This window comes from Sphingomonas sp. (genome assembly GCF_031361285.1).
GTDB lineage: Bacteria > Pseudomonadota > Alphaproteobacteria > Sphingomonadales > Sphingomonadaceae > Sphingomicrobium.
Genome location: NZ_JANMCO010000049.1, coordinates 14,628 through 36,184, shown reverse-complemented (window position 1 = coordinate 36,184; position 21,557 = coordinate 14,628). Strand labels below are relative to the sequence as shown.

Sequence of the window (21,557 nt, the reverse complement as noted above, 5' to 3'; positions counted from 1 at the left end):
CATCGCTTTTTGCGGTTTGGCCATTCTAACCCAACAGTTTCTTAACCAATTTGCCTGATGTGTGGAAACATAGTCGGGGCCCTTTAAGGGAGGCGATCGCGCCATGAACGTGAAGAAAGTTGCGCTGCTGCTAGGAGCGTTGGTCATTGCGGTAATCACCGCGGTCATGGCCAAGAATATGTTCGTCGGGGCTGGGGCTGAGCAAGCTGCAGCCGCGCCGGCGGTTCCTCTGGGGCCAAAAGTGCTGGTGGCGCGCAAGGCGCTGCCGGTCGGTACGATCATCGATGCCGAGAGCCTGGCTTACCAGCCCTGGCCCAAGGAATTGATCCAGAGCGCTTACTATACCGAAGGCGCTCCCGATTCTGACATGACCAAACTGCTTGGCACTGTGGTCCGCTATCAGGTCACCGCCGGCCAGCCGCTGACCCATGGTGCGCTCGTCGGCCCCAATGACCGTGGCTTCCTCGCCGCGGCGCTCGGGCCGGGCATGCGCGCCGTCACGGTTCCAGTGAATACGTCGAGCGGCGTCGCCGGCTTCGTCTTCCCGGGCGACCGCGTCGACATGGTGCTGACTCAGCAAGTGCAGGGTGGCGGCGATGGCCCGCCGCTCAAAGTATCGGAGACGATCGTGCGCAATATCCGCGTGCTTGCCACCGACCAGCGCATCGATAGCAAGGGTGACGACGGCAAGGATGTGGTCAAGACATTCTCCAACGTCACGATCGAAGTCACACCGCGGATCGCCGAAAAGATCGCGGTTGCCCAGAGCATGGGTTCGCTAACCCTGTCGCTGCGCTCGATCGCGGACAATACGGCCGAGCTCGAGCGGGCCATCGCCTCCGGTGAAGTCAAGCTTCCGCAGGGTACCAACCCGGGCGAAGAGCGGAACTTGCTGCTGGCGGTCGCCAATCGTCCGGCGGACACCAACACGACCTTCACCACGGGTGGCGATGTCTCGCGTTTCCAACGCCGGTCGGTCCCTGCCCGGGCGTCGTCGCCCGAGGATTCTTCGTCCTTCGCCAACGCCCAGCGCGGCGGACCGGCTTCCGCCGGCCCAGGCATGACACCGGTTTACGCCGGCCCGGTCGTGCGCGTCGCCCGCGGCAACAACATCACCGTCGTTCCGGTGGGAGCACGTTAAAATGACCAGTCGCAACATCACTCGCCGGGCCCGTCTCGGTACTGCATTCGCCGCGCTGGCCATTGGCCTCGGCACGGTGGTCGGATCCAGCCCGGCGCTGGCCCAGCACGCTGCTCGGCCGTCGGAAACGGTCAACCTCAGCCAGGGCACCGGGGCCATGGTTCGGCTGTCCTCACCGATGAGCGACGTGTTCGTCGCCAACGATGCCATCGCCGACGTCCAGGTGCGGTCTTCGACCCAGCTTTATGTCTTCGGCAAGGGTCGCGGCGAGACCACGATTTATGCGACCGGCCCGAATGGTCGCGTGGTCTATGCTGCCAACATCCGCGTCGGCAACAACATCAGCTCGGTTGGCGAAATGCTGAACCTGGCGATGCCGGAAGCCAATATTCAGGCGACTCCGATGAACAATCTGGTCCTGCTGACCGGTACCGTGTCGTCGCCGACCGATGCCGAGGAAGCCCAGCGCCTGGTTCAGGCCTATGTTGGCGAAGGCACGCAAGTGGTCAGCCGGCTGCGTTCCGCGGTGCCGCTACAGGTCAACCTCAAGGTCCGCATCGCCGAGGTCAATCGCTCGCTGATCAAGGAAATCGGCATCAACCTTCTGAGCCGGGACAGCAGCGGCGGAACCCTGTTCGGGATCGGTCGCGGCAACGCCGGCAAATTCGGGTCGCCAGCCATTCCCGGGGTCGGCGGGGCGCCGGGTACGCCGGCGACGGGCACCACGTTCAATCAGATTATCGGCGGCACGACCTTGGGTCTGGCCGGCCACATCCTTGGCCTCGACGTCCTCGGCTCGCTCGACTTGCTCGAGACCGACGGCCTGGTCACCACCTTGGCCGAGCCCAACCTGACCGCGCTGTCGGGCGAAACCGCCAGCTTCCTGGCCGGCGGCGAGTTCCCGATCCCGGTGTCGCAGGCGCTCGGTTCGGTGTCGATCGAATATAAGCAATATGGTGTCGGCCTCGCCTTTACGCCGATCGTTCTGGCCGATGGCCGCATCTCGATGCGCGTTCGTCCGGAAGTCAGCGAGCTGTCGAACGAAGGCGCGCTCAAGCTCAATGGCTACGACGTTCCAGCGATCACCACGCGGCGCGCCGAAACCACCGTCGAGCTCGGCTCGGGGCAGAGTTTCATGCTCGCCGGTCTGCTGCGCAACGCCAACACGAACAACATCGAAAAGGCGCCGTTCCTCGGCGACCTGCCGATCCTCGGCGCGCTGTTCCGTTCGACCAAATATCGCCGGTCCGAGACTGAGCTGGTAATCATCGTCACGCCCTATCTGGTGCGTCCGGTGTCAAACCAGCTGGCCTCACCGACCGACGGTTATCGCGCTCCGACGGATGCGCAGCGGGTGTTCCTTGGCCAGTCCTACTCCGGCCAAAGCGGTCCGGCATCGGTGCCGGTCACGGCTGCTCCGGGCCTTAGCGGCGCCGCGGCATCTGTCGCCTCTCCCGGATTCAAGCTGTGAACCGCCGCCTCATCAGGAAGGATGCCACGATGCGTTCGAAAATCGCAATTCTGCTTTTGGCTTCCGCGCTCGGCGGTTGCGCCACCGCCGGAAAAGAGGGCAACCCCGACCGCGGCATGGCTGCAATCAATGTGCCAGTCGTCGCCAGGACCGAGTATGTGTTCGACGCCGCAGCGTCCAACGGTTCGCTGCTGGCGGGTGAATCCGCCCGGCTCAACGCCTGGTTCGCCGGGCTCGACCTCGGTTACGGCGACTCGATTTATGTCGATGGCCTCTATGCCGGCGCCGCTCGTTTCGATGTCGCGCGGGTTGCCGGAACGTATGGCATGATGGTCAGCACCAGCGCGCCGGTCACGACCGGCGCGGTTCCTCCGGGAATGGTACGGGTAATCGTTAGCCGCACGCGCGCCAGCGTCCCCGGATGTCCAAATTGGAACATCCGCTCGCAGCCGAATTACGACAATCGCATGATGTCGAACATGGGTTGTGGGGTAAACGCCAACCTCGCTGCGATGGTCGCCAACCCCGAGGATCTGATCCACGGGCGCGAAGGCAGCGGCGTCGGCGATACGCTGACGTCAAGCAAGGCCGTTGATGCATACCGGAAGGCCGAGCCAACCGGCAACAAGGGCCTCCTAAAAATCGACACGAAGAAGGGCAATTAGCGATGAACGCTCCGTTCCAGGCACGCGCCGGTCTGCGCGATCCATTCACGGCTTTCGTCTGCGACGACGCCACCGCCGACATGCTTCGGCCGGTTGCGGTCGAGCACGGCTGGTCGCCGGAGAAGGTCAACAAGGGCGGCCTGCGCAACGCGGTGCAGTCGCTGTCGATTTCGGCCAGCCCGAACATCCTGTTCGTCGACATGTCCGAATCGGCCGACCCGCTCAATGACATCAACGCGCTCGCCGAAGTGTGCGAGCCGGGGACGATAGTCATCGCCACTGGCCAGGTCAACGATGTTCGCCTGTACCGCGACCTCGTCGCGAGCGGCATCCACGACTATCTTCTCAAACCGTTCACGGTCGAACAGCTGCGCGACACCTTTGCCCATGCGCAGATGGTCATTTCCGGTCCGCGCGGTGAAGCGCAAGCCGACAAGCCGCATGTCATGACCGCCGTCGTCGGCGTTCGCGGCGGCGTCGGCGCATCGACCATTGCGACATCGCTGGCCTGGTTGCTCGGCGAGCGCGCGCATCGTTCGACCGCGCTGCTCGACCTCGATATCCACTTTGGGACCGGCGCCCTGGCGCTCGACCTGGAGCCGGGTCGCGGCCTGACCGACGCGATTGAAAATCCGAGCCGCATCGATGGCCTGTTTATCGAGCGCGCCATGGTTCGCGCCAATGAACGCCTGTCGGTGTTGTCGGCCGAAGCGCCGATCCATCAACCACTGGTGACCGACGGCACGGCGTTCTTCCAGCTGCAGGAAGAAATGCGCAACGCCTTCGAATCGACGGTGATCGACCTGCCGCGCCACATGCTGATCCAGTATCCGCACATGGTCCATGATGCGCATGTCGCGGTGGTGGTTTCCGAACTGACTTTGGCGGCGACCCGCGATACCATCCGGATCCTCGCCTGGCTCAAGTCGAACGCGCCGCAGACCAAGGTCATTGTGGTCGCTAACGGCGTGCCGTCAGGCGGCGCGCTGGAAATCAGCCGCAAGGATTTCGAGCAGTCGATCGAGCGCCCGGTAGACATCGTCTTCCCGCACGACGGCAAGCTCGCTGCGCAGTCCGCCAAGCTCGGCAAGCCGATGGCGGAAGTCGCGTCGGGGAAAATGTCCGCGCCCTTCAACACGCTGGCCGGCATGGTTTTGAGCCATGCGACCGAGGAAGGGGCCAATGGCGACGCCAAGCCGGTTGGCGCCAGGTCGCTGGTCGATAACCTCAAGTCGATGCTGGCCAAGCCCAAGGCAAAAGCGGCCTAAGCGAACGGTGACAAGCCAGGGGGCGACCCCTGCCCAGCCACCCAGAAGGAACTGACGAATGTTCTATGCCGTGATCCTGTTCGCTCTCGCTGGTTCGGCTTTGCTGCTGATCGGCAAGGTGTACGCCGGACCGTCGGCGTCGAAGACGCTGCGGCGCCGGGTGGAACAGATCAAGGAACGGCATGGCGATGTCATTGCCGGCCATGCGCAAGCGCAGATCCGCAAGCTGTTCGCGGAGCGCGCGGGCCGCATCGAAGGTGTCTTTTCGACCCTGATCCCGAAGCCCGCTTTGTTGCGCCGGCGACTGGAGATGACCGGCAAGAACATCAGCCTGGCCAAATATTCGATCATCTCGCTGTGTATCTGCTTTTTCGTCGCGATGATTTTCCTGGTGCGCGGATCGCCCACTCTGCTGGCGCTCCTCGTCGGCCTGTTCGTCGGCCTGGGCGGCCCCTATTTTGTCATCGGCAAGATGATTTCGCGCCGCATCAACAAATTCAATTCCAACTTCCCGGATGCGCTCGAGCTGATGGTTCGCGGCCTGCGTTCGGGCCTGCCGATTACCGAGACGCTCGGCATTGTCGCCCAGGAAATCGGTGGGCCGGTCGGAATCGAATTCCGGGCCGTCTCCGACAAGATGAAAATCGGCCGCACCATGGAAGTGGCATTGCAGGAAACCGCGGATCGCATGGGAACGGCTGAATTCCAGTTCTTCGTCATCACCCTGGCGATCCAGCGCGAAACCGGCGGCAATTTGGCCGAAACCTTGTCCAATCTTGCCGACGTGCTGAGGAAGCGCGCGCAGATGAAGTTGAAGATCAAGGCGATGAGCTCGGAATCCAAGGCCTCGGCCTACATCATCGGCGCCCTGCCGTTCGTGGTGTTCACGCTCGTGTGGTTCATCAACCCCAATTATATGGGCGGATTTTTCGTCGACGACCGCCTGATTATCGCTGGTCTGGGCGGTATGGTGTGGATGGCCATTGGCGGTTTCATCATGGCCAAAATGATCAACTTCGAGATCTAGGGGAATTATTCAGTCATGCAGCCGGTAGGCCCCACTCTCCTCGGTTTTAACGTGATCTGGGTCGCGACGATGCTTAGCGCCGTCGCGACGTTCGCGGTGCTGATCGCGATTTACGCGGCAACGACCGTGCGCGATCCGATGGCGCGCCGCATCAAGGCGTTGAACGACCGCCGCGAGCAACTGAAAGCCGGCATCGTCGCCTCGACCAACAAGCGCCGCAAGCTCACCAATCGCAACGAAGCGGCTGACCGCGTGCGCTCGATCCTGACCAGCTTCAAGATGCTGCAGGACGACCAGCTCAAGAAAACCCAGCTTAAGCTGATGCAGGCCGGTATCCGCACCAAGGACCTGGCGTTCTTCATCATTCTTGCGCGCGTCGTGCTGCCGGTCGTTCTCGGTATCACCGCGGTGCTGTTGATCTACGTCTCCAACTATTACCCTGACTGGTCCGGATTGCGGCGCTACATGACAGTCGCTGCCATCCTGGTCGGCGCTTACAAGGCGCCTGATCTGTGGCTCAAGAACAAGATCACCAAGCGCAGCAAGGCGGTCCGCAAGGGCCTGCCCGACGCGCTCGATCTACTGGTCATCTGCGCCGAGGCCGGGCTTACTGTCGACGCCGCGTTCAACCGCGTCGCCAAGGAACTCGGCAAGGCCTATCCGGAGCTCGGCGACGAGTTCGGCCTGACCGCGATCGAACTTGGCTTCCTCAACGAGCGCCGCCAGGCCTTCGAGAATCTCGCTAACCGCGTCGACCTCGAGGCCGTTCGCGGCGTCGTCACGACCATGATCCAGACCGAGAAATACGGGACGCCGCTCGCGTCGGCGCTGCGGGTGCTGTCGGCCGAGTTCCGCAACGAGCGCATGATGCGCGCCGAGGAAAAGGCCGCGCGGCTGCCGGCGATCATGACCGTGCCGCTGATCCTGTTCATCCTGCCGGTGCTGTTCATCGTCATTTTGGGACCGGCGGCCTGTTCGATCAAAGATAGCTTCCTCAAAGGCTAATCTCCGGCGATTGGAACGTTACCGTCACTTTCGCGCTATACCCCCTGTAACAACGGGGAGAGCCATCGATGATCGCGTTCACATCCGACCAGTGGGTCATAGTCGCCCTGGTCTTCATCCTGGGCCTGCTGATCGGTGCGTTTCTCACCGCCGGCGGACGGCGCAAGTGGAAGGCCCGCTATCGTGACGAGTCCGACCGTCGCGTCGCCATCGAACGCGAGCATGCCGACCATCTCAAGCAAGTGGATGCACGCGAGAAGGACTGGCAGGACCAGGAATCGGCCCGCGCCGCCGCGATCAAGGAAAATCGCCGCGATCCGACAGTCGAACGGCGGGTCGTCGACGACCGTCGTGCCGCCGACCCTAGCGACCCAATCGACGATCCCGCGATCTAGCCTTCGATCTTGGAGAAATCCGCGACGCGATGAACGGCGTCGCGGAAACGTCGCAGCAAGTTGAGCCGGCGCGCGCGCGTGTCCGCATCGGGGTCGTTGACCGCCACCTGGTCGAAGAAGACATCGATCGGCTGACGCAGCGACGCCAGCGCCGCCATTGCGCCGGTGAAGTCCTCCGCTTCGACCGCCGCCGCGGCTTTGGACTCGGCTTGCGACAGCGCGGCGATCAGCGCCTGCTCAGCGGGTTCCAGACCGTCACCTCGGACTTGATTCGGGGTCTGCTTGTCTTCCCACTTCTCTTTCTTGAGGATATTCGCCGCGCGCTTGTAGGCGGCCAGCAAGTCCCTGCCCTCGCCCGTCTCAACGAAGCTCTGCAGCGCATTTGCACGTCGCTCCACCCTATCCAACCGCCCGTCGAACTTACCGTTCCAATCGGTCGAAGCAGCAATCAGATCGTGCCTGACCCCTTCATCCTTGAGTGCAACCTTTAGACGCTCAATGAAGAAGTCGATGACGACTTCCCCCAGGGAACCCGATGTCGACGTGCTCCAGCCTTTGCGGATAAGCTCGCCAATCTCGACGTTAAGCCTGTTGGAGCGGATGAGCCCAATGGCACCCAATGCCGCGCGACGAAGCGCGAACGGATCCTTCGAACCGGTCGGAAACATTTGCTCGGCAAAAAAGGACGCAAGGCTATCCAGCTTATCCGCCAGCGCGATCGCCACCGTCACCGGCGCCGTCGGCACGTCATCACCCTGCCCGACCGGTTTGTAATGGTCGCGGACAGCGTCGGAAATGTCCTGTGCATGTCCCTGGCAATGGGCGAGCTGGCCGCCGATGATACCCTGGAGTTCGGGAAACTCGCCGACCAGGCCGGTCACCAAGTCTGCCTTGCACAGGCCCGCCGCGGTCCGGGCGGCATGGGTCAATTCCTCTTTCGACATATGCGCGGGCGGTGGCACGACGCCCTCCTCGCACAACCAGCTGGCCAGCTTGGCCACCCGCTCGACCTTGTCGGCGACGGTGCCGAGCTTGTCGTGGAAGATGATCCCGTCGAGCTTCTTCGCCTGCTCCTCGAGCGGGACCTTCAAATCCTGTTCCCAGAAGAAGCGCGCGTCGGCCAGGCGCGCGGCGAGAACGCGGCGGTTGCCTTCGATAATTGCCTCGCCGCCGTCATTGGCGTCCACATTGGCGACGCAGACGAACGCCGGCGCCAACCCGCCGTCATCGCCGGTGCAGGCGAAATATTTCTGATTGGTGCGCATGGTCAGCACGATCACTTCGCGCGGGACGTCGAGATAGTCGCCGTCGAACCGGCCCAAGAGCGGCACCGGCCATTCGGTCAGCCCGGCATTTTCAACCACTAGCCCTTCGTCGGCAATTATTTTCAGCCCGGCATCCACCGCGGCTTGCTCCGCCCCCTCGCGGATCAACCGCTCGCGCTCGTCCTGGTCGACGATCACATGGCAGGCGCGCAATTTCTCGATGTAATCGCCGGCCCCGCCGATGGTGATCGCGCCGGGATGGTGAAAGCGATGGCCGACGGTGCTGGCGCCGCTGTGGATACCATCGATGGCGACCGGCACGATGGTGTCGCCGAGCAAAGCGATGATGCCGTGCAATGGCCGCACCCAGCGCAGCGTCCCGTCGCCCCAGCGCATCGACTTGGGCCACGGGAAATTGGCGATAATCTTCGCCAGCGCTCCGCCGATGACTTCGGCCGCGGTCCGCCCCGGCCGCTCGATGACCGCAAACAGCACCCCGTCGCGTTCCTCCAGCTGGTCGCGCGTCAGTCCGGTCTTGCGCAGGAACCCCTCGAGCGCCTGGGCGGGCGCCGCCGATTTCGGACCCTTGATTTCCTCGCGGCTGGCGGCGGTTTCGCTTGCTACGTCGCGCGCCATCAGCACTAGCCGCCGCGGCGTCGAATGCGTCTCGATCGCGCCCGCTTCGAGCCCCGCCTTATCCAGCTCCTCGGCGAACATCCGCGCCAAATCGTTGCGCGCTTTCGCCTGCATCCGCGCCGGGATTTCCTCGCTACGCAATTCCAGCAGGAAGTCCGCCATCAGAAATCCTCCCCAGCATGGGGAGGGGGACCATCCGCAGGATGGTGGAGGGGGTTCTTCACCCGCTCGGCGATCAGCATCAGGACCGCGTCCAAATCGCTGTTCACATCGGACGCCAACACACGGAGCACTCGACAGCCGCGCTCTCGCAAGTACGCGTCCCGCACCGAATCCCGCTCAGGTCGATCACCGTAATCGTGCGGTGATCCGTCAATTTCGATCACTAGAGCCACATCTCGAACGAAGAAGTCGGCGACGTACGGGCCAATCGGATGCTTACGACGGACCTTGAATCCCAATTTGCACGCGCGGAGCTGGCTCCAATGCGCCACCCCGGGCGGGCTCATCGTCCGGCGGAGCTTGCGGGCAACGTATACGGCCGGCTTGCGCAGCGACACGCCCCCTCCACCACGCCGTTCCGGCGCGGTCCCCCTCCCCGTTCCGGGGAGGATCATTGGGAACGCTCCATCCACACCGCGCAGGCGGCGGTGGCGAGGTCGCGGACGCGGCCGATATAGGCCTGGCGTTCGGCGACCGAGATGACGCCGCGCGCCTGCAGCGTGTTGAACACGTGGCTGGCCTTGATCGCTTGCTCATAGGCCGGGATGGCGAGTTTGGCGGCGAGGCAATTCTCGCACTCGGTCGCGGCTTTCTTGAACAAATCGAACAGGATGGCGGTGTCGGCGATTTCGAAATTCCACGCCGACATCTGCTGCTCATTTTCAAGGAAGATGTCGCCATACGTCACGCCGGCGTCGTTGAATTTCAGGTCGAAAACATTGTCGACGCCCTGAATGTACATCGCCAGCCGCTCGAGCCCGTAAGTGAGCTCGCCCGCGACCGGCTTGCAGTCGAACCCGCCGACCTGCTGGAAATAAGTAAATTGGGTGACTTCCATGCCGTCGCACCACACTTCCCAGCCGAGCCCCCAAGCGCCCAAGGTCGGGCTTTCCCTATCGTCCTCGACGAAGCGGATGTCGTGCTTCAACACATCGATGCCGATCTCGGCCAGGCTGCCGAGGTACAGCGCCTGGAGGTCCGGCGGGCTCGGTTTGAGCATCACCTGATATTGGTAATAATGACCGAGCCGGTTGGGGTTGGCGCCATAACGGCCGTCGGTCGGGCGGCGGCACGGCTGGACATAGGCGCATTGCCACGGGTCCGGACCGAGCGCGCGCAGGACCGTCGCCGGGTGGAACGTCCCGGCCCCCATCTCCATGTCGTAAGGCTGCAACAGCACGCAGCCGTGCGCGCTCCAGTAACGATGGAGGGTGAGGATCAAGTCCTGAAAGCTCAATGCCAAGGGTCGCCGCTCCCCGTTTCATCGCGCCGCTGGTTGGTTCGACGCGGCTTTGGCGCATGGCGTGGACAGGGGCAAGTGGACGCTGACGTTCAGCCTCCCTACATGGCCGGACAACAACAGCTGCCGCGACGAGAGGTTACTGACGATGTTGAAGAAGATCCTGCGCCGCGGGCTGGGTATGCTCGGCCTGGCCGCCCTGGCGGGCTGCGTAACAGCCCCGCAGCCGGCGAGCGCCACCGGCCGTCCGGCCCTGTGGCAAGTCGCCGACAAGGACACGACCGTTTATCTGTTCGGCACCATCCACTTGCTGCCCAACAATTATTCGTGGCGCACCACGGCTTTCGACCAGGCGGTTGCCGGATCGCAGGGCCTGATCGTCGAAACCATCGTCGACAATAAGAATCCGCAGGCCCTGGCCGGCGAACTCGCCCGGCTCGGCTTTCGCGATGGACTCCCGCCGCTGTCATCCCGAGTGCCGCCAGAAAAGCGCGCTTTGCTCGAAGCCGCGATTACCAAGACCGGCATTCCGCGCGCCGCCCTCGACCGCATGGAAACCTGGGCCGCTGCGTTCATGCTGCTCGGGACCCAATTCAAGGACCTTGGCCTGAATGGCGACGCCGGCGTCGAAAATGTGCTGCGAGGCACCTTCACCCAGGCTGGCAAGCCGGTTGGCCAGCTTGAAACCAACACCGAGCAGCTCAGCATGTTCGACACGCTTCCCGAATCCGCCCAGCGGTCATTGCTCGAAGGGGCGATCGACTCTCCGGACGCCACCAACGTGCAGTTCAAGCACATGCTCAACGCCTGGACCCGCGGCGATGTCGCGGCCATCGCGGAAAGCTTCAATGCCGACCTGGCCGGCTCGCCCGAACTGCGCGAAGCGCTGCTGCGGCGGCGCAATGCCAATTGGACCCGTTGGATCGAGCAGCGCATGGCGACGCCGGGATCGGTGTTCGTCGCGGTCGGCGCCGGCCATCTCGCCGGCACCGATTCGGTGGTCGCGTTGCTGCAAAAGGACGGCTACCGGGTCCATCGCGTTCAATAGTCTCGCGACAACCACCAACTCTGCGCTCGCCGGGCCTTTGTCGCTGATCGGCAACGAGAAAAATTCACTTCGCACGGCTTTGCGCTAGACATTTATTAATCTCTCGGTGACCATGATGGCCGGGTATCGGGCTGGGGGGCACGATGCACGCATGGGCGGGTTGCGGACCTTCCGCGCCAGTCGGCGTTTTGAGCCGGGCTCATCCGTCATCCAATTCCTCAGCGCCGATCCGGTGGGTGGGAGACCTCGAGGATGGCACATTTCCTGATTGCCGCAGCGATTGCCGCAGCATCGATTCCGCCTGCCTCCTCACCGACGGTTCCCGATGCTCATCCCGCGATCTGGGTGGTCAACGACGCCGATACCGTCATCTATCTGTTCGGCACCTTCCACGCGCTCGACGGCAAGTCGGCCTGGTTCAATGACGAGGTGAAGACCGCGTTCGCCGCGTCGGACGAGCTGGTACTGGAAACCATCGTGCCGGAGGGGCCGTATCGGGCGCCGGTCAGGCCGATTGCGCTGCCCAACCCGATGCCCAATTTCGCCGTCACCCCGAACGCGTCCTTCCTAGCTTCGACGCGCCTGGCCATCACCGCCGGCCGGGCCCGCGGAATGAAGGCTGACAACGGCGCCGACATGGTCCTGCGCCGGGCCGCCGAAGCGTCAGGCAAGCCGGTCGAAGGGCTGGAAACGTTCGACTTTCAGCTGAACATGTTCAGCCGCATTCCGCCGCAGGCAGCGCCGTCCGCCAGTTCGACTCAAGATGTCAGCTCGGTGGGCAATTTGGCGATCGTCATGGGCCAGTTGCAGGCCGCCTGGAACCGCGGCGATCCGCAGATTTTCGCGACGATGCTCGATCAGATGCGGACCAATTCGCCCGAAAGCTACAATGTCATGTTCACCCAGCGAAACGCCAAATGGGCCAACTGGATCGCCCGGCGCCTGGACAAGCCCGGCACGATCTTTGTCGCGGTCGGCACCGGGCACCTGACCGGGCCGGACAGCATTCAGGCCAAGCTGGCTCAGCTAGGGTTTCGTTCGTCGCGAATTAACTGACGGCTCCCGCCCGGGCGGTCACTCTCCAATCTTGCTTTTGCGCCGCCCGTCGACTAGGGCGCGCCCTTCCCTAGCCATGGTCATCCCTGGAGGCGTGGCGGGGTTTTGCATTGGAGTAAATGAGATGAGCGAACAGCTGACGCTGCCCGCTGAAGCGCGCGAACGGGCTGGCAAGGGAGCCTCCCGGGCATTGCGACGCGACGGACGGGTACCCGCCGTGATCTACGGCGACAAAAAAGAGCCACTGTCGGTGCATGTCGAGGAAAAGCTCCTCGCCAAGATGCTGTCGACCGGCCACTTCATGAATACGATCGTCATGGTCGACGCCGGCGGCGAAGCCCACCGGACGCTGCCGAAGGACGTGCAGTTCCATCCCGTGAACAGCCGGCCGATCCACGTCGACTTCTTGCGCATCGGCGAGCACGCCCAGATTACGGTCGCGATCCCGGTCCGCTTTGACCATGAAGAGGAATCGCCCGGCATCAAGCGTGGCGGCGTTCTCAACATCGTCCAGCACGAGCTCGAACTGGTGTGCGACGCGGCCCACATTCCGGACGAGATCCACATCAGCCTGGCCGGGCTCGACATCGGCGATTCGATCCACATCAGCCAAGTCACCCTGCCCGAAGGCACCAAGGCGGCGATCGATGACCGCGACTTTACCGTCGCCACCATCGTTGCCCCGTCGGCGGTCAAGGCCGAAGAAGCTGAAGCTGCGGAAGCTGCGGCGGCCGAAGCCGAGCCAACCGATGAGGAAGGCGCCGAGAGCGAAGCCGGAGCCGAGGGCGAAGCCGAAGGCGGCGACAAGGACAGCGACAAAGGCTGATCTCCGTCCCGCTCCACACACTAACCAACCGCTCATCCTCCCCGCGAGGGTGAGCGGTTTCTTTTTGCTCCGGCGACACGCTAGGAAGCGCGGATGCAAATCTGGGCAGGGCTAGGCAATCCGGGCGGCAGCTACGCGCTGCACCGCCACAATGTCGGCTATATGGCGGCTGACATCATTGCCGCCGTCTATGATTTCGGGCCGTGGCAGAAGAAATTCCGCAGCCTTATCGCCGAAGGCCGAATCGGCCGACACAAGGTCCTGCTCCTGAAGCCGCAAACCTTCATGAACGACAGCGGCGAAGCGGTCGCCACCGCGTTGCGGTTTTACAAGCGCGATCTCGACGCCCTGACGGTGTTTCACGATGAACTCGATCTGGCGCCGATGAAGGTCAAGGTGAAGACCGGCGGCGGCACCGCCGGGCACAACGGCTTGCGCTCGATCGACGCGCACCTTGGGCCCGATTTTCGCCGCGTCCGGATCGGCATCGGCCACCCCGGCCACAAGGACAAGGTGACCAATTACGTCCTCGGCAATTACGCCAAGAGCGAGATGGAGCCGCTCAGCGACCTGCTCGCCGCGATCGCCGCCGACGCCGAATGGCTCGCCGACGGCGACGACCCCCGCTTCATGAGCGAGGTGGCGCTCAGGTTGCAGCAGGAGTAGCGGCGTTTTTCGCCAGCCGCGCCTTGGCGGAGGCAAGGGCCGCCTGGAAGCGCTGATTGTCACGCAGCATGTCCATGTCCGGATCGCTTTCGACCACTCTGATGATGAAACCGCTCGTTTTCGCCAGCGTTTCCTCGATAAGGTCGAGGGCGAAATCAATTTCTTGAAGCTCGTTCGCCAGGGCGCAGGCGAAATTGTAACGGATATTGAGATTATCCGGATCGATCAACAACGCACGGTCGATCCATTCGCGAGCGCGTTGACGCTCACCCAGGATCGCCAGCCCGGTCGCAACGAGGCCAAGGGCGGCAGCGTTGCTCGGGTCCTGCGCCAATACCCTCTCGGCCTCGTTGACCATCATCTTGGCGGCATCGTGAGCTCGCTGCACGTCGCCTTGGGCGCGATAACAGGTGATGAGCATCCCCCACGAATGGAAATCGCTCTCCAGAATTGAAACTGCCTTTTCGAAATAGTTGGTAGCTTCCGGAATCCGGCGCGTAAGCATGCACTGACGAGCCGCTTCCTTGATCACCTCCCAGGAATCGGGATCGATCCGCAATGCTGCTTCTATTGCGGTATCCGCCTCTGCGATTTTGCCTTGGTCCGAGAGATGGCGCGCCTTGACGCAATAGGCCTCGGCAACGTTCGGATCGAGTGACAGCGCGCGCTCAGCCGCGGCGAGACCGCCATCGCCTTCTCGGCCAAGGCCGAAGCGCATGTTCGCTTGTGCCAGCGCCATCAATCCCCATGCCTGGGCATATTCGGGATCAATTTCGACAGCACGCTCGCAGATGCGAACGACTCGCTCGTCACGCCGCACGTCGCCATGGTTGCCAGTGATCCAATATTGGCGCGCCATCAAATAGAGGTTGTAAGCCTCCGCGCTGGTCGTCCCGCGCTGCTCAATCGCCTTTCTTTCGGCAGGGAGGAGCTTCACCTTGAGCGCGTCGACGATGGCCTTGGATATCTCGTCCTGGATCGCGAAAATGTCGGTGAGATCGCGGTCGTAGCGTTCGGCCCAAAGGTGATCGCCGGTCGAGCCGTCGATCAACTGGGCGGTGATGCGGACACGCCCGCCCGCCTTGCGCACGCTGCCTTCGAGCACGTGGCTAACCCCGAGTTCCTTCGCGACCTCGCAAACATCGATCGAGCGGCCCTTGAACATGAACGCGGAGTTTCGCGCGGTCACCGCCAGCGCCGAAATCTTCGACAGATCGGTGGTGATGTCCTCGCTGATCCCGTCGCTGAAATATTCCTGCTCGGCATCGCCGCTCATATTGGAAAAAGGCAGGACGCAGATCGACAGCCTGGTCGACTGCGGCGCATTTGGCGTGGCCGTTGTGGCATCGGCGGCACGATCGCCGATCAGCGCGGCGACACTTTCAGCGACCTTGCGCCAACCTGGCGTTTGGTCGTCGCCGTCCCAGCCCTGGAGGTCCGCATAATGGATCTGATTGAACGGCATCGGCGGGACCGTTCCGTCAATGCTGATCTGGACCAACGTCCCTGTCTCCCGCGCCGCATCCGCCTCGGCCCGCACCCATTGTGATTTCACCGCTTCCGCCGACCAGATCACGACGACCGCGGCGGCCGCTTTCAATCGCTCTTCGATCACTTCACTGTACGGACGGTGCGCCGGCAATTCATCGTCACGCCACACTGCATGGCCGAGCGATCGCAGCGCTTCAGCAACCTGTTCCGCCTGGGCTTCGGTTGATCGCGCGTACGAGACGAAGACGTGCGGCATCTTCGGAGATTACCCCAATTGCAATGCCAGAGGCCTACCGAGCGCCGCCACCAAAGAGCAAGGAAAACATGTGTTGCGCCGACTTGGTCAGGGACGAAGGTGTATAAGTCTCGCTTATCGGGCGGCGATGGATTTCAATTGGACCATCGCTCTGGCCTGGCCCAACTGGGCTCATGGCAACCTTCAAGCAACATGTGGCGGAAACACCTGCTCCGTTCGACCCGCTCGCCCTCTGTCAGGCGATCACCGCCGCTTACTGCAATTGCTCAATCGCCCGGGTCAATGATCACGAAATCCGGATGAGTGTGATGACCAGCGGCTTTCCCTGGCACCGTCATTGTAATTCCGACGAGACCTTTTTTGTCATCGATGGCGACCTGGTCCTCGAGTTTGAAGACCGCGAAGTGACGCTTCAACCGGGCCAATTCCTCACCGTCCCCAAAGGCGTGCGTCATCGCACCCGGCCGGCCGGCGCCCGCTCGGTCAACCTCACGTTCGAACGGATCGGTACCGAAGCCATCTACGACTGACGATCGGCACAGGGCTTGCGCCAGTCGGGCCGCCACCGCAAAGGGCACCGATGCCCGTCCGCAGCCTCTTTGTTACGCACCTTTACGAGAGCGAAGTGGACTCCGCGGCACTGTTGGCCGAGCTGGCGCATTCGGTTCGCAGCTTCGCGGTGGACGACAATGCCGGCCGCGGCTGGAGCCGCGAGCACCATTACCCGGGCTATACCAGTTATGCGTCGCTGACCGACCTGCCCAAGCGCGACCCCGCCTTTGCCGAACTGGCGCGGCAGCTCACCCGCCACGCGGCCGCGTTCGCCACGGACCTTGCCTTCGACCTGCCGCGCAAGCCCAGACTCGACAGTCTGTGGGTCAATCTGTTGACAGGCGGTGGGCAGCACAGTGGACATATTCATCCGCACAGCATCATTTCCGGCACGCTTTACGTCGAGGCGCCGCCACAATCAGGCGCTATCCGGTTCGAAGACCCGCGCCTGCCACTGATGATGGCTGCCCCTACCCGCCTCGACGGCGCTGCAGCAGAACTTCAGACGTTCGTCAGCGTCGAGCCGCGCCCCGGCCTGCTACTCCTGTGGGAAAGCTGGCTGCGCCACGAAGTGCTGCCGGGCAGCGGCAAGGGCGACCGGCTGAGCATCAGCTTCAATTTCGCGTGAGGCGCGGCTAAGCGCCACCAAACTCTATTCGAGGATCATTTATGGGCTTTCGCTGCGGCATCGTCGGTTTGCCGAACGTCGGGAAATCGACACTTTTCAACGCGCTGACCGAAACCGCGGCGGCGCAGGCGGCGAATTATCCCTTTTGCACAATCGAGCCCAACGTCGGCCGCGTCGCGGTGCCCGATGAGCGGCTCGACAAAATCCGCGAAATCGCCGGCTCGGCCCAGGAAATCGAAACCCAGATCGAGTTCGTCGACATCGCCGGGCTGGTCCGCGGCGCCAGCCAGGGCGAGGGCCTTGGCAATCAGTTCCTCGCCAACATCCGCGAAGTGGACGCGATCGTCCACGTGCTGCGCTGCTTCGAGGGCGGCGACGTCACCCACGTCGAGGGCCGGGTCGACCCGATCGCCGACGCCGAGACGGTCGAGACAGAGCTGATGCTGGCCGATCTCGATAGCCTCGAGCGGCGCGTCCCCAACCTCGTCAAGAAAGCCCAACAGGGCGACAAGGACGCGAAAATCGAAGCTTCGGTGCTCGGCCAGGCGCTCGATCTGCTGCGCGCGTCGAAACCGGCGAGGCTGACCAAGCCCAAGGATGTCGAGGAGCAACGAGCCCTCGATCGCGCCCAACTTTTGACCGCCAAGCCGGTGCTCTACGTGTGCAACGTCGATGAAAGCGACGCGGCACAAGGCAATGCGCTATCGGCGCGCGTATTCAAGCTTGCCACCGCGGAAGGCGCCGGCGCGGTCGTGATTTCAGCCGCGATCGAGGCCGAGATCGCGACCCTCGACGAAGCCGATCGCGCGGCCTTCCTCGCCGACCTCGGGCTGGTGGAGACCGGCCTCACCCGCGTCATCCGCGCCGGCTACCAGCTCCTGGGCCTGATTACCTTCTTCACCGCCGGGCCCAAGGAAGCGCGCGCCTGGACGGTCGAGAAACACGCCAAGGCCCCCGAAGCGGCTGGCGTCATCCACACCGACTTCGAACGCGGGTTCATCCGCGCCGAGACCATCGCTTACGCCGACTTCATCGCCTGTGGCGGTGAAGTCGGCGCCAAGGACGCCGGCAAGATGCGTTCCGAAGGCAAGGAATACGTCGTCCAGGACGGCGATGTCCTGCTGTTCCGCTTCAACGTCTAGGCAGTCGGCCCGACTCTTCTAGCGTTGGCTTTCCCGGTACAGCATCACTGAAAGCAAACCCGTTAGGACAGTTGCGATCCAGCTTACCGCCATCGGCATGATGTGGCTTCCGGCAATAATCTGGAAACCGGTCGCTAGCCGGTAGATATGGATCAGCGCCATCACCAAAAAGATCGCGGCCGCCAAAAGCGTGAATGGTCTGCTTGTGTTCATTGCTCCCTCCCCTGGGAATTGAAGCCGGCAGTGTCTGCCTGTCCAAGCCGCTCGGCAAGCCCCAGCATCAGCAGCACCCAGGCGGCGCCGAATGCCCATCCGCCAACGACATCGCTGGGCCAATGCACACCGAGCATCGGGCGCGTGATACCAACCGCACCCGTGCCGAACAGCGCGACGGGGACTGCGAGATGGCGGAACCGTGGCGGCGCAACGAGCAAGGCGAGGCTCAGGAACACGATCATCGTGTTGGCGGCATGGCCGCTCGGGAACGACAGGTCCCGGACCGTCACCAAATGCACTTCATCCTGGGGACGATGACGGCCGATGCCGAGCTTGAGGAGATCGGCCAACATCCGCCCGATCAACGTCGTGGCGAGCAATAGTAACGCCAGGCGCACCTGTCGCCGGTAGAGCAGCCAGCCAAGGCCAATAAGCGTCAGGGTGACCAGCACCGGCCAACTGCCAAGGTTGGTGATACCAATCACCGCGCCGCGCATTGCCGGGCGATCTGCCGTGTACAGCGCGGCCAGCAATCGGTGATCGAGCGGCCCGGTTCCGGCGAACGCCATCGCCAGCCACAGCGCGGCGAGCGCCGCGACGGTGCCGAAACGCGAGGCGCTCGGGCTGAGCGCTAGAACTTCATCCCCGCGCGAATGCCGATCGTGCGTGGACGGCCCGGAACGATGTGTAGGAAGTCGCTGGTACTACAATTGGCGCCGCAAATGATGAACTTCGACAACTGGTTGCGCTTGTCGAAGATGTTGGTGCCGAACAGTTCGAAGCTCATGTTCCGCCAGTCATAGCCGGCGAACAGATCGACGATCGTCGAAGAGGGCAACTTCCCAAGAACTGCGAGATCCTCGGTCTTCAACGCCACGGGGGCAGAACCCTGGTGCACGACGGCAATCTGGCCATGCGCTTTGCCAGGTCCGACTTCCCAGCTGTATCGGGCAGTACCGGTAATTTTGAATTTCGGGGTTACCGGCAAGCGCGTTCCGCTTGGGGCGGTGATAAAGTCCGGGTCGCCACTTGCATCCAGGCCAGAGCAATCCGAATTACCTCCCGCGAAGTTGCAGATATTCCCCTTGGTTTTAGCGTCGTTATAGGCCGCGGCCCCGTTCAGGGTCAGCCCGCCGGCGACGTAATTTACGTCACCTTCAATGCCGTTGATCGTTGCGTCGCGGCCGTTCTGAACGACGGTGAGACTGTTCTCACCGAGGAAGCTGAACTGGAACTTCTTCCATTGCTGGTGATAGATGGCCCCGTTCAACCGTACTGGACCCCAAGTCGTCTTCCAGCCGAACTCGTAATTGATGAGGAAATCGGGGTTGTAGGGCAGGAGGCCCGGTTGCCGATTGATTCCGCCCGGCCGGAAGCCTTTCGACCAGGTCGCATAGAACAGCAGGCCGTTGCGCGGCTTGAAAGTTCCGTTGAAGCGGTATGTGAACCCGTCACCCTTGCTCTGCTTGGGCTTGACCTTTCCATTCGCAAATGTGCCGACGTTGATACAGGGCGTGCCGTTGAGCACGCCGTCCAGGATCAGCGTCGTGTCGGTGCCGTTCAATTGCGATTGACGCAGCGTATCGCCACTGGTCGTGAAGCATTGAGCGACACCGGTCTTGGTGCTGCCGGCCGCGTTAGGCGGCGGATTGCCGCCGGCGCCCTGGAAGAAGGCGGGATTGCGCCCAAATCCGGCGAATCCGAACACCGTATTGTCGAACTTGTAATAGCGTCCGCCCCCGGTCAGCGTGATCTGCGGTATGACGTCGAAGCTGACTTCCCCGAACAACGCATAGTCGCGATCGATGCGTTCCTGCTTGGTTAGCCAGACCGTCCCGGGACGCCCGTTGACCGAAAGCAGCGACCCAAGCCCATCGACTTTATAGTCCTGAAGGATATCGTTCGACTGGTGCTGATAGAATGCGCCCGCGATGACCCGCAACGGTTTGTCCGCTGGCGACGCAATCCGCAGTTCCTGGCTCAACTTTTTGAAGTTATTGCCGCCGACAATGTACTGGGTCGGATCGACCAGATCCCCCGCATCGTTCTGGAAATAATAGACATAAGCGTTGCCGCCCGATCCTTCGTAGGCAACGTCATAAGCATAGGAATATTCGATATAATCCGATACCCCCGAGGTCGGCCGGTGCATGTAAGCCCCGGCATAGGTGATGTCGAAATTGCCGATCTTGCCTTCGATCGTCAGCGCATATTGGGTGAACTTGTCGCGCGTCGGTTCCTTGCGGAACCGCTGCGTCTGCAAATCACCCAACGGGAAGTCCTCGAAGAACACGCCCTCGGCATGATTGTTCTGGTGCATGATCGTCGGCGTGATCGTCCAATTATCGTCAAGGTCGATCTTCAGCGCGGCGCGACCGCCCCAGATTTTCTGGGTGTTAAAGTTCTTCTTCACGAACGCGCTATTGTCGCGATGGAAGCCGTTGCGGATACAACCGATGATCTCATCGTCCACATCGCGGACCGCAGTGCCGCAATACGTCCGTTCGCCGAAGATATTGTCGATGTAGCCGGCGTCCTGCTGGTAGAACGCGCTGGCGCGGAAGGCCATGCGCGAGCTGATCGGCAGGTTGATCATCCCTTCCAGGCTGCCGCCCACGCCGCCATGCCTGACCTGGTTCAATTCACCGTCGATGCGTCCCGCGGTGACCCCGATTTCAGGCTTGTTGGTGATGATACGGATCGTGCCCGCTTCGCTCGAAGCGCCGTACAGCGTGCCCTGCGGTCCAGCGAGGCTTTCGATGCGGGCAATGTCATAAATGTGGACGTCGAGCGTTCCACCGATGGTCGTCACCGGCTGTTCGTCGAGATAGAAGCCAACCGAAGGCAGAGAGCCAGTATGGTTGCCGTCGCTCCCCGTCGCGACGCCGCGGACATAGACGGTGGTCGACCCGGGCTGCGACGTATCGAAGCTAACCGACGGAAGCTGCTTCGTATAATCCTCGAAGTTCGAAATATTGAGCTGGTCGAGCCGCCGAGTGCCGATCGCCTGGACGCTGATCGGCACGTTCTGCATATTCTCTTCGCGCTTGGTCGCGGTGATGATGATTTCGCTGCTGTCGGCGCCCTGTCCGTCCGGCCCGGTCTGCTCGGTTGGTGCAGGGGCAACGGCGACAGGCGCATTCGCCTCTGGTGCCGGTGAGACGCCGGCCGGTACCGCCGGGTCACTGGCCGCTGCCGTCTGCGCGAGCCCCGGCGTGGCGATGAAAGCGGTCGAGGCGAGCAGCCCCAGCGTGATCGAACGGAAACTATTGGTGCTCATCTTGTCCCCCCGAGCAAAATATGTCGGCATTGCGACAGAGCCGCCAGCCATTGTCAACGGC

Annotated in this window: 21 protein-coding genes; 14 read left to right on the top strand and 7 right to left on the bottom strand. The window is 62.7% G+C overall.

All coding sequences use genetic code 11. The annotated features are described in order from the left end of the window. Window positions 1–103: 103 nt before the first annotated feature. From cpaB to RMO25_RS05720, 7 genes are all read left to right on the top strand, one after another. Entirely contained in the window at window positions 104–1,141 is a 1,038-nt protein-coding gene (gene cpaB, locus RMO25_RS05750; protein WP_309661645.1) for a Flp pilus assembly protein CpaB, read from the top strand. Between the two features lies 1 nt (window position 1,142). Continuing rightward, on the top strand, window positions 1,143–2,612 hold the full coding sequence (locus RMO25_RS05745) for a type II and III secretion system protein family protein (RefSeq protein ID WP_309661644.1): 1,470 nt from the start codon (window positions 1,143–1,145) through the stop codon (window positions 2,610–2,612). 29 nt (window positions 2,613–2,641) lie between these two features. Next, entirely contained in the window at window positions 2,642–3,277 is a 636-nt protein-coding gene (locus RMO25_RS05740) for a CpaD family pilus assembly protein (protein ID WP_309661643.1), read from the top strand. A 2-nt stretch (window positions 3,278–3,279) separates the two neighbouring features. Continuing rightward, window positions 3,280–4,545 (top strand): pilus assembly protein CpaE, encoded by a 1,266-nt coding sequence (locus tag RMO25_RS05735; protein WP_309661642.1) that lies wholly within the window; start codon window positions 3,280–3,282, stop codon window positions 4,543–4,545. 58 nt (window positions 4,546–4,603) lie between these two features. Beyond that, window positions 4,604–5,572, top strand: a complete 969-nt coding sequence (locus RMO25_RS05730) for a type II secretion system F family protein (RefSeq protein ID WP_309661641.1) — start codon at window positions 4,604–4,606, stop codon at window positions 5,570–5,572. A gap of 15 nt (window positions 5,573–5,587) precedes the next feature. Then, window positions 5,588–6,577, top strand: a complete 990-nt coding sequence (locus tag RMO25_RS05725; RefSeq protein WP_309661640.1) for a type II secretion system F family protein — start codon at window positions 5,588–5,590, stop codon at window positions 6,575–6,577. A 68-nt stretch (window positions 6,578–6,645) separates the two neighbouring features. Beyond that, window positions 6,646–6,972 (top strand): hypothetical protein, encoded by a 327-nt coding sequence (locus RMO25_RS05720; protein ID WP_309661639.1) that lies wholly within the window; start codon window positions 6,646–6,648, stop codon window positions 6,970–6,972. On the opposite strand, the gene glyS is transcribed toward RMO25_RS05720, so the two are convergent. From glyS to RMO25_RS05705, 3 genes are read right to left on the bottom strand one after another with little or no spacing between them, the layout of a single operon-like run. After that, window positions 6,969–9,035, bottom strand: coding sequence for a glycine--tRNA ligase subunit beta (gene glyS / locus RMO25_RS05715; protein ID WP_309661638.1), 2,067 nt, complete (start codon window positions 9,033–9,035; stop codon window positions 6,969–6,971). The genes RMO25_RS05720 and glyS overlap by 4 nt on opposite strands. Beyond that, window positions 9,035–9,433: a DUF559 domain-containing protein gene (locus RMO25_RS05710; protein ID WP_309661637.1), complete on the bottom strand. Its 399-nt coding sequence runs from the start codon at window positions 9,431–9,433 to the stop codon at window positions 9,035–9,037. Before RMO25_RS05710 ends, glyS begins: the two co-directional genes overlap by 1 nt. A 53-nt stretch (window positions 9,434–9,486) precedes the next feature. Further along, window positions 9,487–10,317, bottom strand: coding sequence for a glycine--tRNA ligase subunit alpha (locus RMO25_RS05705; protein WP_309661648.1), 831 nt, complete (start codon window positions 10,315–10,317; stop codon window positions 9,487–9,489). Window positions 10,318–10,399: 82 nt separating this feature from the next. Here RMO25_RS05705 and RMO25_RS05700 point away from each other — a divergent pair, with 82 nt between their 5' ends. The 4 genes from RMO25_RS05700 (at window position 10,400) to pth (ending at window position 13,931) form a co-directional block, all read left to right on the top strand. Continuing rightward, complete coding sequence (locus RMO25_RS05700; protein ID WP_309661636.1) at window positions 10,400–11,383, top strand: TraB/GumN family protein; 984 nt, start codon at window positions 10,400–10,402, stop codon at window positions 11,381–11,383. A 252-nt stretch (window positions 11,384–11,635) separates the two neighbouring features. Continuing rightward, complete coding sequence (locus tag RMO25_RS05695) at window positions 11,636–12,439, top strand: TraB/GumN family protein (protein WP_309661635.1); 804 nt, start codon at window positions 11,636–11,638, stop codon at window positions 12,437–12,439. A gap of 124 nt (window positions 12,440–12,563) precedes the next feature. Continuing rightward, on the top strand, window positions 12,564–13,265 hold the full coding sequence (locus RMO25_RS05690; RefSeq protein WP_309661634.1) for a 50S ribosomal protein L25/general stress protein Ctc: 702 nt from the start codon (window positions 12,564–12,566) through the stop codon (window positions 13,263–13,265). 93 nt (window positions 13,266–13,358) lie between these two features. Beyond that, window positions 13,359–13,931: an aminoacyl-tRNA hydrolase gene (gene pth, locus RMO25_RS05685; RefSeq protein ID WP_309661633.1), complete on the top strand. Its 573-nt coding sequence runs from the start codon at window positions 13,359–13,361 to the stop codon at window positions 13,929–13,931. On the opposite strand, the gene RMO25_RS05680 is transcribed toward pth, so the two are convergent. Continuing rightward, window positions 13,912–15,678, bottom strand: coding sequence for a TIR domain-containing protein (locus RMO25_RS05680; RefSeq protein ID WP_309661632.1), 1,767 nt, complete (start codon window positions 15,676–15,678; stop codon window positions 13,912–13,914). The genes pth and RMO25_RS05680 overlap by 20 nt on opposite strands. A gap of 173 nt (window positions 15,679–15,851) precedes the next feature. Here RMO25_RS05680 and RMO25_RS05675 point away from each other — a divergent pair, with 173 nt between their 5' ends. The 3 genes from RMO25_RS05675 to ychF are packed head-to-tail and all read left to right on the top strand — an operon-like array spanning window position 15,852 to window position 18,000. Then, entirely contained in the window at window positions 15,852–16,208 is a 357-nt protein-coding gene (locus tag RMO25_RS05675; RefSeq protein ID WP_309661631.1) for a cupin domain-containing protein, read from the top strand. Window positions 16,209–16,258: 50 nt separating this feature from the next. Further along, the gene (locus RMO25_RS05670) at window positions 16,259–16,858 is read left to right on the top strand and encodes a TIGR02466 family protein (protein ID WP_309661630.1); all 600 of its coding nucleotides are present in this window, start codon (window positions 16,259–16,261) and stop codon (window positions 16,856–16,858) included. Window positions 16,859–16,899: 41 nt separating this feature from the next. Continuing rightward, a complete protein-coding gene (ychF, locus tag RMO25_RS05665; protein ID WP_309661629.1) occupies window positions 16,900–18,000 on the top strand; it encodes a redox-regulated ATPase YchF in 1,101 nt (366 codons plus the stop codon). A gap of 18 nt (window positions 18,001–18,018) precedes the next feature. On the opposite strand, the gene RMO25_RS05660 is transcribed toward ychF, so the two are convergent. The 3 genes from RMO25_RS05660 to RMO25_RS05650 all read right to left on the bottom strand — a co-directional run bounded on the left by RMO25_RS05660 (window position 18,019) and on the right by RMO25_RS05650 (window position 21,496). Beyond that, window positions 18,019–18,213: a hypothetical protein gene (locus tag RMO25_RS05660; RefSeq protein WP_309661628.1), complete on the bottom strand. Its 195-nt coding sequence runs from the start codon at window positions 18,211–18,213 to the stop codon at window positions 18,019–18,021. Beyond that, window positions 18,210–18,785, bottom strand: coding sequence for a phosphatase PAP2 family protein (locus tag RMO25_RS05655; RefSeq protein WP_309661627.1), 576 nt, complete (start codon window positions 18,783–18,785; stop codon window positions 18,210–18,212). The genes RMO25_RS05660 and RMO25_RS05655 overlap by 4 nt, the downstream gene beginning before the upstream one ends. A 62-nt stretch (window positions 18,786–18,847) precedes the next feature. Further along, entirely contained in the window at window positions 18,848–21,496 is a 2,649-nt protein-coding gene (locus tag RMO25_RS05650) for a TonB-dependent receptor domain-containing protein (protein ID WP_309661626.1), read from the bottom strand. Window positions 21,497–21,557: the final 61 nt, after the last annotated feature.